The sequence below is a fragment of the Scandinavium sp. genome (genome assembly GCF_051650185.1).
In the GTDB taxonomy this organism is placed as follows: domain Bacteria; phylum Pseudomonadota; class Gammaproteobacteria; order Enterobacterales; family Enterobacteriaceae; genus Scandinavium.
In genome coordinates this window covers 24,852-41,035 of record NZ_JBOFIN010000078.1, presented here as the reverse complement: position 1 = coordinate 41,035, position 16,184 = coordinate 24,852, and the positions used below count along the sequence as shown (strand labels likewise).

Sequence of the window (16,184 nt, the reverse complement as noted above, 5' to 3'; positions counted from 1 at the left end):
TTCATTTCGGGGGATGGGTGCTATGATCGGCATTGCTCAGTCCAGTTGGTGATTTTGGTTGGTTTGGCGATTGATCAGATCGCACAATCCGGGCTGAGTTCCCTTTAAGTGATCTACTATTCGGCGCAGCTATTTAGTCTTCCGGGCTGCTCATTTGAAGCCATGGGATTACCAAGGACGGGTTTTCCTCGACAGCGTTTTGGTGTCGATTTGGGCTTTGTTGTCGCTGATAATGAACCTATTGAGCCTGAGCCAACCGAGGAGGCTGATGGCTAGAACGAATCTCCATTTCATCCTGACAGAATGGGATTGTATCGTATATCGTTTCCGATACCGAAAAATGGTGAGCAATCTAGCTTATCAGTGGAAGATGTCAGAACCGAAACGCTAAATTGCCGCTGTAGTATCGTCGAACAGCTAAAGGCTGTTTACATCCATACGATTTAAGTCAAGAAATTCTTCCAACGTTACCCCTATGTTGCTTGCGACTTTTGAAAAGTGTTCGATGAGAAGCTCTTTTTTGACGGTTTCGTTTTGAGCAAACATTTTTATTACTGTTACTGCGGTATCCTGCTCCTTACTGAATTGATGAAGGGAAGATACGAAATGGCGGGACAGTTCGGAGTCTATGAACTCACTTTCGGTCAAGCCTAGGTTTTTGGCGTGCAGCGTAGATTCGTGCTCAATTTCTAAAATCAGTGCCTGATTTTCTTGTATAAACTGCGCCCTAGCGGCATCGAAGCAATCTTGTATAGTCATCGGTTTATCCTTTTGTGATTGCTCTCAAGGATAGCGACAACTTGTTAAATTTTGAAGCAGGGATACGCTCATCAAATGCGAACAAAAAACGCTCTGTCAGTCATAGCAAAAAACAATGTGGGGGTACTTTTGGGGGTATGTGTGAAAATATAAAACACAAAAATCCATTTAAATCATGGTTTTTTGTGATTAGGTATTGTTCCTCTTATCGCACCAAAAACCTCCCTTTGATTACCCCACATTAGTCACAACTTCCTCAGTAATCTTTATCGCTTTACTCAACCCATCCAACAACCGTTCCACCAAAGGATTTTCCAGCGCCTGCATGGCATAACAAATACCGACCCGGCGCATGAGCGGATAACCTGGAAGCTGTTGCGCGGCGACGTCGCAGCGTTGTTCCACCAAACCTTGTGGGGCAATAGTCAGGCCGAAACCTGCTTCGACAAGTTCCAGTGCCAGGGTGAAGCTGCCCGCATTTGCGCTTGGGGTTTCGGCACAGGCTCCGTAGAACGGCAGGAATCGCTGATGTGAATCGTGCGCCGGGTACATCACCCACGCTTGATTGCAGAGCAGTTCAGCGCTCAGGACTTCAGCTTTACCGAGCGGATGGTCGCTGGGATAAGCCAGTACGTAGCTTTCTTCGAACAGCGGGATAAACAACTCGTCTTCACAGCGCAGGCTTTCACAGCCGAAGCGGATATCACCGGTGCAGCCAGGATCGAGCGTGATTAACGCATCGGGCAGAGTAGTGCGGCATTTTCCCAGCAGAAATTGCAGGCCTGAAGCCGGGATATCCTGCTCGATACCTATTGTTAATGGTGATTTGTCGCGTCGCTGACGAAAGCGGGAAGTGAGCGCTGACATTTCGTCAAGCATGCGCCGGGCATGGGGATAGAGCACTCGCGCATCTTCTGTAACGTCCACGCCACGCGGTTTGCGGATGAAAAGCTTCGTCCCCAGCTCTTCTTCCAGCGCCTTAATAGTGGCGGATAACGCAGGCTGTGTAAGACTCAACTGTTCGGATGCACGGGTAATGTTGCGCTCTTCAAACACGCAGATAAAGGCACTGAGCTGTCGCTTATCCATAGAAATTTATTATGGCTGTGAGAAAAATAAACCATTTTTCACCCTTTCTGTTCAGATTTAAAGTGTCGGCATCAATTTTTTTTATGAGGTCTTGCAATGAATACCGAAATCAAACCGTTAGTCGTTATCACTGGCGCCAGCTCTGGCATTGGCCTGGCCACCGCGAAACTGCTGTCCCAGCGTGGGCATGCTTTGCTGCTGCTGGCTCGTCGCGTAGAGCGCATGACGGCTCTGAATCTGCCGAACACTCTCTGTCTTTCCGTAGATGTGACGGACAGGCAAGCAGTTGCGGCTGCCATTGCTGAAGCTGAACAGAAATTTGGCCCGGTTGACGCGATGGTCAACAATGCGGGCGTGATGCTGTTGGGCAATGTTGAGCAGCAAAATCCGGACGAATGGGAACAGATGCTGAACGTGAATGTGAAAGGTCTGTTGAACGGCGTGCATGCCGTCACCAAAGGCATGATTGAGCGTAAAGCGGGTACCATCATTAACATCAGTTCGATTGCCGGGCGTAAAACGTTCCCGAATCATACCGTGTATGTGGGCACCAAATTTGCGGTACATGGTTTGTCAGAAAACCTGCGAGAAGAACTTTCTCCGCACAATGTTCGCGTAGTGGTCATTGCCCCGGGCGCGGTGGAAACGGAACTGCTGAGCCACACGACAAGCGAAGACATCAAATCGGGTTATCAGAGCTGGAAAGAGGATATGGGCGGGAAAGTCCTGAGCCCGGAAGATGTGGCTCATGCCATTGAGTATGCCTATTCTCAGCCGAAGTATGTGTGCATCCGCGAAATCGTGCTGGCGGCAACTCGCCAGGGGGCTTAAGCCTTTATCTTGTCTTCATCGGGTGATTTCTCTGCCCGATGAAGAGCAGGTCAGAAAATCCCTTTCTGCTTAATTTTCTGCATTTTTTCGGTAGGGGCAGAGAGGCTGGATAACTCACTTTCTTCCGCACCGCTGTCTTTTGCTACGGCTGGAGCAGGAGCGCCATTTTCAGGGCGGGATAGCTGCTGTAACAGGCGAGTCTGTTGGTCTAATACAGCTTTCAGTTTCGCCAGCTCATCCCGCATGCGTTGAAACTCGGCCTGTTGATCCGAGGCGGCTGCTGGCGCTTCAGCCTTCTGCTCGCCCAGCAATTGCTTGAGTTGATTTAACTGTTCAGCGGTAAACGCATCGGAAAAAGCAGGCGTGGAGGCTGCCACTGGCGTGCCTTCCGGCAGCAGTTTGTCGCGGACAAGTTTGCCAACCAGCTCTGCCAGCGTCAGCTCTTCGCGCCCAATGGATTCCGCAATCGCGTTGCACAACTGTGGCTCCAGCAGCTGTAACTGAAGCCCGGCAAGATAGACGTTGCGGTGGAACGTTCGAATTTCCATATTGGCATCGTTGCGATTATCGTCGCTTTGCTTCAGACCGTTGTGCCACTGTTTCAGCCAGGCAATGACCCGCTCATCCGCTTTCGAAGTATCAGGACGCAGATGAAGTGAGAAATTAACCTGCTTCGTCGCGCCTTTACTCATTGTCCTCTACCTCAAGCAGCACGGGTTCGTCGGCTTGAGTAGCGCCGGAGTCGGAATGGAAGAGACAGATCTCGCGCGACAGGGCACTTTGCGGTTTTTCAATAGTAATGACGCGATCGCCAAGCGTGGCGTACGCTTCACGTATGGCGGGTTCAATCAGAATAGCGCCGCCGCCAACCAGATAGACGCGGTTTGGGTTGCGGGCAAATTTCTTCGCTTCCTGCGCGACCTGTTCGCCAAGCTCTTTAATTTTGGTTTCAATGCCACGCAGGATCTCGTCAATGCGAGATTCGTCATTGACGACGCTACGCACAAAGTTCAGGTCATGGCGGCGCTTGATAAGCTCATTAGCGACCAGATAGCTGGAGTCGCTGTCTGCGAAGGCCAGCGCTTTACGAGTGGCATCGGTCACCATCGCTACGCCAATCTCATTGTTGCCGTAAATAGCGGAAACATCGTCAAATTCGCCCACGATAATGCCCATGTCCAGGGTCGTACCCCCGCAGTCGATCACCAGTGATTTGGTGAATTCGCTGATATCTGCTTTTAATAAATGAGACAGCGCCGCTGGCAGGCTTTCCGGCATCACTTCCACGTTAACGATGCGGAAGACTTCACCTTTGTTGAGGGAGATTTCGCGCATCAGATTGCGGCGCTTGGCCTCGATACGTTCTTCGTTGCGCTGGCAATCATCCGGGTTATAGAACTGGGTGATGGGCAGTGTGACCACAATCTCCACCTCACAAGGCTCGATCCCGGTTTGCAGCAGTGCATGGTGAACCGCCAGCAGGTTTAAGTCGTCATATTGATAGTTGATGTGCGTGGTCGACAGCGCTTTGTCTGAGGTAGCATCGTAGGTGTATTTGGTCGTGCCAATGGTGTAGTTAAAAACTTTCTGTCCACGCAGCAGTGCCGCGCTTTTCCAGTCTTTACGGAATGAATTAGGTGAAATAATGGTTTTCAAGGTACCTTGTTCAATCCAGCTTAATTTTACGTTGGTGGAACCATCATCAATAGCAAATTTCATTCGTGACTGGGACATAACCTGACTCTCAATAAAACGTATTCGGAACCCGTTGATATGTTCAGTGAAAACATATCGTGATTGGGCAAAAAAAAGCGGCGGCCATCTTATGCAATGCATGAGATAATTGAAGTAATTCAATCTGTTGTAAGTCTTTGACTACGCCAGGGCGCGATTCGCAACGGCACGCCGCGCTACATGGATTGTCAGGGATTATAGAGGATGAGTGCGTAAAATAACAACAGAATTGATGTTGCTTAATGTATTTTGAATTCCATTTTAATATCCGGGAAATAAATCTTCCTGGTGTTGGAAGGATATATTCCGCCAATGCATTGCTTTGATGTTATCACTATTATTGTATTTTGTTTTATATTTAATATTGGATTTCAATGATTGAAGTTATTCACAAGATAAGGAAGAAATTTATGCGTATTTACACCCGATCATAAAATGAACAGAAAAAGAGTCCGCTTTGCTGGTCTGACGCTTACTGCGTGAGATAGACTTAGGCTTATCGGATTTTCACCTTGCTGAGCTGCGACGGCCTACTGATGTAATGAAAAAGACCCTAAAATCGTCCTCACCCTCATATGTGCTGCGCTATCTTTGGGGATCGGCGGCAGCGACGATTGTGTTGACCTCAATCCTCTCCTGGTGGCTACTCTCCAGCTCGTGGAATATGTGGAACACTGCGCGTAATGACGTGATTCAATTTGAAAATTTCTATCTTGTGTTGCAGGTGTCTAACGATCTTGCAAGCGAGAGAGCCTACGCGAATGAACTGGTCCTGAGCCCGGCCAACACCAAATTGCAGTCCTGGCGAAAACTGGAAGCGAGCCGTTTGTTGACCAATAGCGATCTGAAAAAAATCCCCGCTAATCTTCTCTCTCCGGCGTTGTTTAATGCGACCCTGGATCAGCTGGAACGCTCCCGTCAGCATATTGATATCTATCGCGAAAGAGTGTTGCGCGATCCGATCGAAGCCCAACGAGCCATCAATGCGATGGTTGCCGCGACCGACTTTTATCACGAAGCCGTATTTCGTCATACCTCCGAGTTTTTGCTGCTGGAGCCTTCGGCGCTGGGGCCCATTTTACGCGCCCAGGCATTAGGTGAACTTCGGGATGCCACCGGCAGATTGGGATCTCAGCTTCTTATTCCTTTGGCGACGCAAACCCCCATTCCTTTACACAATATCGAAGCCATCAGCCGTGGCATGGAGCGTATCAATGTCTTGTGGTGGCTGTTGCACACAGAGGGAGATGAAGCCGGGTATTTAGCGGGGTTCACGCAGTTACTTGGCAATACGCGCCAGCAGTTTGAAGAACAGGGCATCTCCCTCATCAATACGTTGCAAGCCGAAAGCGAGCAGGGGCAGGCTTACAGTGTCGATGCCGAAAATTTTGCTGTTCGTTATCACGCGAGTCTGAACACATTTGATGAGCTGCTGGATACCTATCTGGTCGGTGTTAAAAAGCATTATGTGGAGTCAGAGAAGCAGGCGGCGCTGCATCTGTTGATGGTAATTATCATTCTGATTGCGCTCTGTCTGCTGACCACCGGGCTGATTTACTACGTGCGATCCCGGGTCCTGCAACCGATCCTCAGACTGAATCAAATAGCGACCGGGATAATCGCCGGCGATCATCAGGATACCCTGATGGATGACAGCACTGCGGAAGAAGTTCAGGAGCTCTTTTCTTCTCTCGGAACATTAGGGAATCAGCTTCGCGAGCAAACCCGGTTGAGTAAAAAACTCAAGCGTCAGTCAGAGGAAGATCCACTGACGCACCTGTCGAACCGCCGGGCATTTGATGCGATGGCAGGTAAGCTCCTGCAACAGGCCAACCGTGATTTTCCGGCCTGGCTTATCATGATGGATGTTGACCACTTTAAAGCGATCAACGACACCTGGGGACATCCAACGGGCGATAAGGTATTGGTTCAGTTGGCGGCAACCCTGAAAAAATTCAGTCGACCTGGTGACGTGATGGGACGTCTTGGGGGCGAAGAATTTGCGGTGATGTTCCGCACGCCTGGGCATGAAGATGTGACGGGGTATACCACTCGCATTCAGAATGAGATCAGGCGGCTGCGTTTTGAGGGGCCGAAAGGCGAGCCGTTCACGATTACCGCAAGCTTTGGCGTGGCCTCGGGCTGGAAGCGTGACTTAAGTGAAGTGCTTGCAGAGGCCGATGCTGCGCTGTATCAGGCCAAAAACAGCGGGCGGGATCGTATTTGTGGGCTGCCGGAGAAGAGATGAAAAAATCCCCTCCGAAGAGGGGAAATGCGGTTAGTGATCGAGGAAGATGTAGTTCTGCCAGCTCTTCATGCGGATAAGGATCTTACGGATCAGGCCAAGTTCCTTGAAGTGACCAGAATAGACGGCGACTTCGACCTGTGTCCCCTGCGGTAACTGGTAGCTTTCGAGACGGGGATCATCGGCTTTCACTAATACCAACACCCGACCCTGATTGGCCAATTCCGCGGTGGTCAGAAGCTTACCTTGCCCCTGGAACTGGCTTTCACCAATCGCGGGTAACACCTGCATGACTTCACCGCTGAATACCGTGCCCGGAATTGACGGGAACATCAGTTCAGCTTTGTAACCCGGCTTCAGGCGCTGAACCGAATTCTGTCGGAATGCGGCGGCATAGGTTCGGCGTGAATCATCATCCACTGGCACGAACGTCATCACGGGCGCCAGCCCTAATGCCGTCGACATGGTGCCTGCTTTCAGGCCGACAGTGCTGACATAGCCAGCAGAAGGGGCACGAACAACGGTGTTTTCCAGCTTAAATTCGGCTTCACGCAGTTTAGCCATCAGTGAAGCGACTTTGGTGTTTTTGCCATTGACGACCGAATTGAGATTGTTTTTTGCCTGCTCAACCTGTGCCTGGGCTGCGACAACGTCGGCTTCTGTTGCTTTCCATGTCTGGCGGCGTGTATCGACCATCTGGTCTGAAAACGCACCTTTCGTGTGACCTTCGGCATAGCGAGCATACTCACGTTTTGCCTTATCACGGTCAGCCACGGCTTTGGCGAGATCCGCTTGTGCCTGGTTTAGCCCGGCATCGAGAGACAGTGCATTCTGACTCGCTTCTTTTATCTGCGCGCGTAAATCATCCACTCTGGCCTGGAAAGGTGTGGGATCGATGCGGAACAGAACGTCACCTTCGTGAAGCAGCGTGTTCGATTTTACGGGTACTTCAATAACCCGACCACGGACCTGAGAAACAATAGGCACCGTTCGATAAGCTTGTTTACCGGTTTCACTAAACGGGTAGTTGTAATTCATCACCAGAATGACGACGGAAATAAAAACAACGCCGCCCAGTACGGCTGTTGGCACCGTCCATTTGTTTAAGGGAATGCGAAAGATCTTAAAAATAGCGACGCACAGCGCGGCATAAGTGAGCAACAATAATGTTTCCATTATTTTGCCTCCTGGGTCATCGCGACGGATGCAGTCTGTTTATTTTTTAACGCGTTAAGTTCGGCATTCAACTGTTCAACCTGTGAGGTCAACTGGTTCATCTGATGGTGAATATCATGCTGATCTTTTGCCAGTTGTTTCATACCCCAACCACGGTCTTCGCGCCACAGCGTGGCCCAAATCCACAGGAAAGGCCAGAGCGCATGCAGCGTAAACAGGCTGACCCAGCCTGCATAATGGATGGCATCCTGATGCGGATGATTACGTCTTTTTGCAATTTCATAAGGGATATCATGAATAACAATAATACCGTAGAACAAAATCAAAAATACCAGGATCAGTATTGCTAATGCAACATAGTCCAGAGTCATGATAAAAGCTCCAGAAACAATAGGGAATAACGTGAAAATTGAATTCGGAAAGGTTTCAGACTACAGAAAACCATAAAACGAAAGGGTGAGCAAAAGACGGGGTATCCAAAAATAAATTATGTGTCATCACTTGTGATGAATTGTGAAATTTTAATATTTAGAAACTTGTAAAGTGAGTGAATTGAAGGTAAGGGAGGGAGTGTGGGGTGCAGTCGAGTTAAACGATAATTTCTGAAAGAAACTTTTCATACTGGATCACCTTGCAGGTGTTTATTTACAAACTTAGAATTGAAATTTTTAACATTCAAAGTCGATTGTTGATTAATATCATTCCTGCATGCAGTTGCCTGTGTGTAGTGATTTTAGATTTTTATGAAATTACTTTTTAAAAATAAATGAATGGAGTGGTGAAATGTGTGCCAAGGCGTTCTGAAATAACCAGAGCCCGTTGTTTACGTTGCCGTTAAATAATACATAGAGGCTTATCGAGTCTCTTATGAGCATAACTCCAGATACAGTGTGATTGATTTTATCTTAATGTAAGGCTTAATTATGACTACAAACCTCCTGAAAACACAGAATGATCTACTGGCCGCCGCAGCAGTGGGTGCTTCTGTTGGTGCGGCAGCACCGAACCCTCCTACGCCAGGGATTATTAATATTGACTCTGTTACGGATGATCAGGGGACCTATATCGGTCCGGTGAGCGATGGCGGTCTGACAGATGACCTGACGCCAACGCTGAGCGGGCATACGCCGGAAGCGCCAAATTTAAAGTTCAAGATCTACGCTAATACAGAATATCTTGGCTCTGTGGTATCAGATAAAGATGGCTACTGGAGTTTTACGCCTGATCAGCCACTGGAAGCCAACCAAACATATATCTTTGAGGTCATCGTACAGGATCCGGGCGGGCAGACGTTATTCATTTCACTTCCTTATACTATTAACACTACCGAGATCAATGCGGACGATAATTCAACGCCTCACGATCTGGTGCTGACGGATAATGTTTCAGGTGGGATCTCCGGGGCGCTGCAGGATGGCGATACGACTAACGATAATACCCCGACGCTAAGTGGTAAAGGGGCGCCTGGCGATATCATTACCATTATGGACAATGGTAAAGCGATCGGTATAGCAAAAGTTGAGGCTGATGGCAGTTGGAGCTTTACACCTGATGCGCGGACTGACGGTTTACATGAGTTCTCTGCTGTGGCCCATAGCTCAACGACAGGTAAGATTAGTCACGTCTCCGAAACGATCGCTGTAACGGTTGATACCTATGTGGGTACACCAGCCATCAGTGCAATCACGGATAATGTCGGCACAAACCAGGGGCTGGTGTTCAGCGGTGGGCTGACCGATGATACGCAGCCTAAGCTCAGCGGGACGGGAGAGCCAGGCAGTACTCTCCACATCACGATGTACGGTCCTAAAAGCAATGTTGTCCATAATATTGCCACCGTTCACGTGGATGATGAAGGTAACTGGAGCTACCAGTTTAGTGCCAATCAGCAGCTGCAGTCCGGTGAGAATGTCTTCCATATCTCCGCAACGGATGAAGCCGGGAATGTTGCTGTCGGTGAGGATTTTGTCGCAACGCTGGTTGCCCCCAACGAGGACAGCAATCCAATTCCTTACGTCATGGGTTACGAACCTTTCAGTGAAGAGCTTACCGGTCACGGCACCAATGAAATCATTACCGGTACGGGTCTGGTGGTAAAAGGCCTCACAGGGGAAGATATTGAGGAAATTACCTATGGGAGTAGTGATGGGAGTCTGTACCATGGCAATGATGGTTCGGACGCGCCCGTGACCAGCTTCACGTTACCTATGGCTTCCGATGCCGTGACCATCGATTATAACTTGGCCTTACCGGGCTCAAAAGTCATCTTCTTCAATGAAAATGGCGATATCATTGGCCAGGCTAATGCACAAACCACAAGCTGGGAAAATGGCAATGAAACCGTGACCTTTACGGCGCCGGAAGGTGAGCATATTGCCTCCTTCATCACCAGTGGCATTGATCCCATCGACACGGTCAGTTGGGGTTTCCATGAGCTGCCGTTAGTCTCGGGGAGTGAAACCTTCAGTGATAACCTGGATGAAAATAGCAACCATGTAATTATCACCAGTTCTGGTCTGGTTGTCGAAGGACTGGCCGGTTCATCTATGATGGAACTTACCTATAACGGAGACACTGACGGAAGCCTCTATCATAACAATGATCAAATGACCAGCTTCACATTACCGGGCGTGTCTGACACCGTGACCATCGATTACAACAGCGCCCGTCCTGACGCAACGGTGGAGTTTTTCAATGCGGATGGTGAGTCCATCGGGACGACTGAAGCGAAGGAGACAGACTGGGAGTATGGAAATGAAACGGTCACCTTCTCCGCTCCGGAAGGTGAGCATATTGCTTCCTTTATTACGCATGGCATTGACCCTATCGACACTATCAGCTGGGAAGCCGGTAGCAGCGCGACGGCGGATATAGCCGATTTACCAACATCGGAGCCGGAATTCGATAATAGCGTTGCGCAGCTGGCCAATGGTCATGCTGACACCGTGCATATCACCGCTGATGATATTCTGACCAATGGCCAGGAAGATCTTATGTTCAGGGACGGTAATTCCCAGTTGGCCGTCCGCGGTGATGAGGGGGATACCGTTGTTATTGAGTCAAATGATGTTAAGGAATTTGGGGCATTAACTGCCGGTGGGGTGACTTATGATGTCTATCACCTGAATAGCGAAGACGTCGATGTGCTGGTGCAGCAGGGTGTCACGGTGCACCACGGATAAATCCTGTTAATGGCGTCAGGCGGAGACCTCCGCAGGACTTCAGCCACAGACGTTAGCTCAATCCAGCTATGGCCCCGGTCATAGCTGGATTTTTTACGATCGGGTGCAGAAGGCCTGCGTGGAACGTTGATGTGACACGCTGCGACAATAGGGTGAATGTCATTATGACGATCAGGCTTTTGCCTGAAGGAAGAACGGGCCGGGCAGGGACATGCTGAATGGAGAGATAAACAGGAGGACACAATGGCCTGGCGACCTTTTCTGTTTCTTATCACCACGCAATATCCGCAGCTTTCACATCGTCGCGGGAGACTCACATTAGTTCGATAACGCATTTTTAAGCGGGAATTCACTAAGCTTTTCCGATTTTTTTCTAAAAACAGATTGGAATGAGCCAGACGTTTTAATTCCTTTATCAAATTGATGCTGCCGGAAATACTGCGCCCATGACAACAAGGGGAGCAGACACCATGGCACGTACATCGCACTTATCTTTCCTGGCCGCATTGGCCTTTATCACCTTTCAGGCGCAGGCGGTGAACGTCACCGTGGCGTATCAAACCTCCGCAGAACCGGCCAAAGTGGCACAGGCTGACAACACCTTCGCAAAAGAGAGTGGGGCGACTGTCGACTGGCGCAAGTTCGACAGTGGCGCAAGCGTGGTTCGTGCGCTGGCCTCGGGAGATGTGCAGATTGGCAATATCGGCTCCAGTCCGCTGGCGGTTGCGGCAAGCCAACAGGTTCCTGTTGAGGTGTTCCTGTTGGCCTCTCAGCTCGGAAACTCTGAAGCGCTGGTGGTGAAGAAGAACATCAGCAAGCCTGAGGATTTGATTGGCAAACGCATTGCCGTGCCGTTTATTTCAACGACCCATTACAGCCTGCTGGCTGCGCTGAAACACTGGGGGATCAAGCCCGGTCAGGTGCAAATTGTGAACCTGCAGCCACCGGCCATCATCGCGGCCTGGCAGCGTGGCGATATTGATGGGGCGTATGTCTGGGCACCCGCCGTGAATGAACTGGAAAAAGACGGCACGGTGCTGACGGACTCCTCCAGAGTCGGGCAGTGGGGCGCGCCAACCCTGGATGTTTGGGTGGTGCGCAAGGATTTTGCTCAGCAGCATCCTGAGATCGTCAAAGCCTTTGCCCGCAGCGCCATCGAGGCACAGCGTCCTTATATCGACAATCCGGATAACTGGCTGGCAAAACCCGATAATCTGCAAAAGCTGTCGAAGCTGAGTGGCGTGCCGGAAGCTGATGTCCCGGGGCTGGTGAAAGGGAATACTTATCTGACCGCCACGCAGCAGTCTGAACAGCTCAATGGCCCGGTCAATAAAGCGATTGTCGACACCGCTCAGTTCCTGAAAGAGCAGGGCAAAGTGTCTGCTGTTGCGGCGGATTACAGTCAGTATGTGACTGACAAATTTGTGAAATAAGGGAGATAAGCATGCTGCAAATCTCTCATGTGAGCGTCGATTACGGTGGCAAGCCCGTCCTTGACGACATCTCGTTAAGCGTAGACCGAAGAGAGCTGTTGGTGGTGCTCGGGCCTTCGGGAGGCGGAAAAACCACACTGCTGAACCTGGTCGCCGGATTTATGCCCTACGAATCCGGCAGCATTACGCTGAACAACCAGCCTGTGCGAGGGCCGGGCGCCGAGCGGGGCGTGGTGTTCCAGAATGAAGGGCTGCTGCCCTGGCGCAACGTACAGGACAATGTGGCGTTTGGGTTGCAGCTCGCGGGTATGGATAAGGTCGCCCGTAACGAAATCGTTCGTCAGATGCTGAAAAAAGTGGGGCTTGAGGGCGCAGAGAAGCGCTTCATCTGGCAACTTTCAGGCGGGCAACGTCAGCGTGTGGGGATTGCCCGCGCACTGGCGGCCGATCCCCAACTTCTGTTACTGGATGAGCCATTCGGGGCACTGGATGCTTTTACTCGCGAACAGATGCAAACGCTGCTGCTGCGCTTGTGGCACGAAACGGGCAAGCAGGTGCTGTTGATCACCCATGATATAGAAGAAGCGATTTTCATGGCGACGGATCTGGTGTTGCTTTCTTCAGGGCCGGGCCGGGTCACTGAGCGCCTGTCGCTGGATTTTGCGCACCGCTTTGTGGCAGGTGAATCTTGCCGCAGCATTAAATCCGATCCGCAGTTTATCGCCCAGCGTGAATACGTGCTGAGCCGCGTGTTTGAACATCGGGAGGCCTTCTCATGAGCATTCTCGTCACTGATAAACCGCGTCGCCAAAGGACGACCTGGCGCTGGCCGCTTTCCCGTCAACTGACACTGAGCATCGCGACGCTCGCTGTGCTTTTGGCGGTATGGTGGCTGGTTACCGCGCTGCACTGGATTGCTCCGCTGTTCTTACCCCCGCCAGCACTGGTATTGCACAAGCTCATCACGATAGCCGGGCCAGAAGGTTTTATGGATGCCACGCTGTGGCAGCATCTGGCAGCCAGTCTGACGCGTATTCTGATCGCTTTGCTGGCGGCGGTTATCATCGGCATCCCCGTGGGGATCGCGATGGGGCTTAGCCCGACGGTTCGCGGGATCCTCGATCCGCTGATTGAACTCTACCGCCCGATCCCACCGCTGGCTTATTTGCCGCTGATGGTTATCTGGTTTGGCATCGGCGAAACGTCGAAAATTCTGCTGATCTATCTGGCGATTTTTGCCCCAGTTGCGATGTCGGCGCTCGCTGGCGTGAAAAGTGCGCAACAGGTGCGGCTGCGAGCAGCGCAATCGCTGGGTGCGTCCAAAGCACAGATTTTATGGTTTGTGATTTTGCCCGGCGCTTTGCCGGAGATCCTGACCGGATTGCGTATCGGGCTGGGGGGGGGCTGGTCAACGCTGGTGGCGGCTGAACTGATCGCTGCTACCCGTGGTTTAGGGTTTATGGTGCAGTCCGCGGGAGAATTCCTGGCAACAGACGTCGTGCTGGCCGGTATCGCGGTGATTGCCATTATCGCTTTCGTTTTAGAGCTGGGCTTGCGCGCATTGCAGCGCCGCCTGACGCCGTGGCATGGAGAAATAGCATGAGTGAACGTCTGAGTATTACCCCGCTGGGGCCGTCTATTGGGGCGCAGGTTTCCGGGCTGGACGTGAGTCGGCCGCTCAGCGATAACCAATTTGAACAGTTGTATCACGCGGTGCTACGCCATCAGGTGGTCTTCCTGCGTGAACAGGACATTACGCCTCAGCAGCAGCGCGGGCTTGCTTTGCGCTTTGGCGATTTGCACATCCATCCGGTTTATCCGCACGCTAAAGGCGTGGAGGAAATTATCGTGCTGGATACGCATAACGATAATCCACCAGACAACGATAACTGGCATACCGACGTGACATTCATTGAGACCCCTCCGGCCGGGGCGATTCTGGCGGCTAAACAGCTGCCGGAGACGGGCGGTGATACGCTCTGGACCAGCGGTGTTGCTGCCTGTGAAGCGCTCTCTGCGCCACTGAAAGCTTTGCTGAGTGGGCTGAAGGCTGAACATGATTTCCGTAAATCCTTCCCGGAATATAAGCACCGCCATTCTGAGGAAGAGCATCAGCGCTGGCTGGATGCCGTCGCAAAACACCCGCCATTGTTGCATCCGGTGATTCGGACGCATCCGGTGACGGGCAGGCAAGCGCTGTTTGTGAATGAAGGGTTTACTACCCGCATCGTGGATGTCACCGACAAAGAGAGCGAGGCCCTGCTCGGTTTTCTGTTCGCTCACGTGACCAAACCTGAGTTTCAGGTGCGCTGGCGCTGGCAGCAAGGCGATATCGCTATTTGGGATAACCGGGTGACGCAGCATTATGCTAACGCAGACTATTTGCCGCAGCGGCGAGTCATGCACCGGGCAACCATCTTAGGCGATAAACCTTTTTATCGGGCGGGATAAGAAGAAAGGGAGACGCCCGGCAGGCTTTGTTGCCGGGCGTTAAGATCAGCGCAGAATTTTCTTCTCTGCGAGATCGAGAGCGAAGTAGCTGAAAATCAAGTCTGCGCCCGCACGTTTGATAGCACCCAGACTTTCAAGCACAACCTTCTCTTCATCTATAGCACCCGCCTGAGCGGCGAATTTAATCATCGCGTACTCGCCGCTCACCTGATAGGCGCCAATCGGCAGCTCGGTGCGCTCACGAATATCCCGCAGAATATCCAGATAGGCTCCCGCAGGCTTTACCATCAGGCAATCTGCACCCTGGGCTTCATCGAGTAACGACTCACGAATCGCTTCACGGCGGTTCAATGGGTTCATTTGATATGTCTTACGATCGCCTTTCAGCGCGGTCCCTGCGGCTTCACGGAATGGACCGTAGAAAGAAGAAGCGAATTTGGTGGAGTAGGACATGATCGCGGTATCAGTGAATCCGGCGGCATCCAGCGCCTGACGAATGGCCTGAACCTGACCGTCCATTGCCGCAGAGGGGGCGATAAAATCAGCCCCAGCCGCCGCCGCAACCACAGCTTGTTTGCCGAGGTTTAGCAGGGTTGCATCATTATCTACGCCGTGATCGCACAGCACGCCGCAGTGCCCGTGAGAGGTGTATTCGCAGAAACAGGTGTCTGACATCACAATCATTTCAGGCACAGTTTGCTTACAGATGCGGGACATGCGTGCGACCAGGCCATCTTCTTTCCAGGCGTCGCTGCCAGTGGCATCCGTGTGATGCGAAATACCGAATGTCATCACCGAACGAATGCCCGCATTGGCGATGCGCTCAATCTCGCGGGCCAGGTGTTTTTCGGGAATACGCATGACGCCAGGCATGGCTTCAATGGCTTTGAAGTCGTCAATGTCTTCTTCGACGAAGATAGGCAGCACCAGATCATTGAGGGTCAGTGATGTCTCTTCGAACATAGCGCGCAACGCAGCGGATTTGCGCAGACGGCGAGGGCGAGTGATCAAATCTGTCATGATAAGCCTGAGAGTAAGGGAACATCCGACAAGTTTACCTGAATTAAAGGCCGGATGTTTCACTATAGTGGTGGTTATGTTTAGGACTTTTCGCTGAGGTCTTAATTAGTCATTATCATTTTATCAAATGTTTCTATTTGTTCTAGTCGCGAAACTACGATCTTATTTAAGAATATTCCCTTCCTTGTATTTGTTAACTGAATTATTAATGCGAAGATTTTTAATATATAATTTGAACAGTGATATAGATCACTTATTATGGAT

Annotated in this window: 14 protein-coding genes; 7 read left to right on the top strand and 7 right to left on the bottom strand. The window is 51.0% G+C overall.

Going from position 1 to position 16,184, the window contains the following annotated elements:
- Positions 1-417: 417 nt before the first annotated feature.
- Both ACRCWW_RS10190 and ACRCWW_RS10185 read right to left on the bottom strand, forming a co-directional pair.
- Complete coding sequence (locus tag ACRCWW_RS10190; RefSeq protein WP_126313479.1) at positions 418-759, bottom strand: DUF6388 family protein; 342 nt, start codon at positions 757-759, stop codon at positions 418-420.
- A 231-nt stretch (positions 760-990) separates the two neighbouring features.
- Positions 991-1,848, bottom strand: coding sequence for a LysR family transcriptional regulator (locus ACRCWW_RS10185; RefSeq protein WP_438682316.1), 858 nt, complete (start codon positions 1,846-1,848; stop codon positions 991-993).
- Between the two features lie 96 nt (positions 1,849-1,944).
- Here ACRCWW_RS10185 and ACRCWW_RS10180 point away from each other — a divergent pair, with 96 nt between their 5' ends.
- Entirely contained in the window at positions 1,945-2,679 is a 735-nt protein-coding gene (locus tag ACRCWW_RS10180; RefSeq protein WP_438682315.1) for an SDR family oxidoreductase, read from the top strand.
- 50 nt (positions 2,680-2,729) lie between these two features.
- On the opposite strand, the gene ACRCWW_RS10175 is transcribed toward ACRCWW_RS10180, so the two are convergent.
- Positions 2,730-3,371, bottom strand: coding sequence for a hypothetical protein (locus ACRCWW_RS10175; RefSeq protein ID WP_438682314.1), 642 nt, complete (start codon positions 3,369-3,371; stop codon positions 2,730-2,732).
- Positions 3,364-4,398, bottom strand: a complete 1,035-nt coding sequence (gene parM, locus ACRCWW_RS10170; protein WP_438682318.1) for a plasmid segregation protein ParM domain-containing protein — start codon at positions 4,396-4,398, stop codon at positions 3,364-3,366. The genes ACRCWW_RS10175 and parM overlap by 8 nt, the downstream gene beginning before the upstream one ends.
- A gap of 556 nt (positions 4,399-4,954) precedes the next feature.
- On the opposite strand from parM, the gene ACRCWW_RS10165 reads away from it, so the two are divergent.
- On the top strand, positions 4,955-6,661 hold the full coding sequence (locus ACRCWW_RS10165) for a GGDEF domain-containing protein (RefSeq protein ID WP_438682313.1): 1,707 nt from the start codon (positions 4,955-4,957) through the stop codon (positions 6,659-6,661).
- Positions 6,662-6,691: 30 nt separating this feature from the next.
- Here ACRCWW_RS10165 and ACRCWW_RS10160 read toward each other — a convergent pair whose 3' ends face one another.
- Together ACRCWW_RS10160 and ACRCWW_RS10155 are read right to left on the bottom strand one after the other, a co-directional pair.
- Entirely contained in the window at positions 6,692-7,834 is a 1,143-nt protein-coding gene (locus ACRCWW_RS10160; protein ID WP_438682312.1) for an HlyD family secretion protein, read from the bottom strand.
- Positions 7,834-8,205: a DUF3302 domain-containing protein gene (locus tag ACRCWW_RS10155; RefSeq protein WP_438682311.1), complete on the bottom strand. Its 372-nt coding sequence runs from the start codon at positions 8,203-8,205 to the stop codon at positions 7,834-7,836. Before ACRCWW_RS10155 ends, ACRCWW_RS10160 begins: the two co-directional genes overlap by 1 nt.
- Before the next feature lie 552 nt (positions 8,206-8,757).
- Between ACRCWW_RS10155 and ACRCWW_RS10150 the strand changes: the two genes are divergently transcribed.
- The 5 genes from ACRCWW_RS10150 (at position 8,758) to tauD (ending at position 14,900) form a co-directional block, all read left to right on the top strand.
- Positions 8,758-11,016: an Ig-like domain-containing protein gene (locus tag ACRCWW_RS10150; RefSeq protein ID WP_438682310.1), complete on the top strand. Its 2,259-nt coding sequence runs from the start codon at positions 8,758-8,760 to the stop codon at positions 11,014-11,016.
- 470 nt (positions 11,017-11,486) lie between these two features.
- Positions 11,487-12,449 carry a taurine ABC transporter substrate-binding protein gene (gene tauA, locus ACRCWW_RS10145; protein WP_438682309.1) on the top strand — a complete coding sequence of 321 codons (963 nt, stop codon included), beginning with the start codon at positions 11,487-11,489 and terminating at the stop codon, positions 12,447-12,449.
- An 11-nt stretch (positions 12,450-12,460) separates the two neighbouring features.
- Positions 12,461-13,228, top strand: a complete 768-nt coding sequence (gene tauB, locus ACRCWW_RS10140; protein WP_438682308.1) for a taurine ABC transporter ATP-binding subunit — start codon at positions 12,461-12,463, stop codon at positions 13,226-13,228.
- Positions 13,225-14,052 (top strand): taurine ABC transporter permease TauC, encoded by an 828-nt coding sequence (gene tauC, locus ACRCWW_RS10135; protein ID WP_438682307.1) that lies wholly within the window; start codon positions 13,225-13,227, stop codon positions 14,050-14,052. Before tauB ends, tauC begins: the two co-directional genes overlap by 4 nt.
- Positions 14,049-14,900: a taurine dioxygenase gene (gene tauD, locus ACRCWW_RS10130; protein ID WP_438682306.1), complete on the top strand. Its 852-nt coding sequence runs from the start codon at positions 14,049-14,051 to the stop codon at positions 14,898-14,900. The genes tauC and tauD overlap by 4 nt, the downstream gene beginning before the upstream one ends.
- A gap of 45 nt (positions 14,901-14,945) precedes the next feature.
- Here tauD and hemB read toward each other — a convergent pair whose 3' ends face one another.
- Entirely contained in the window at positions 14,946-15,920 is a 975-nt protein-coding gene (gene hemB, locus ACRCWW_RS10125; protein WP_404657829.1) for a porphobilinogen synthase, read from the bottom strand.
- Between the last annotated feature and the right edge of the window lie 264 nt (positions 15,921-16,184).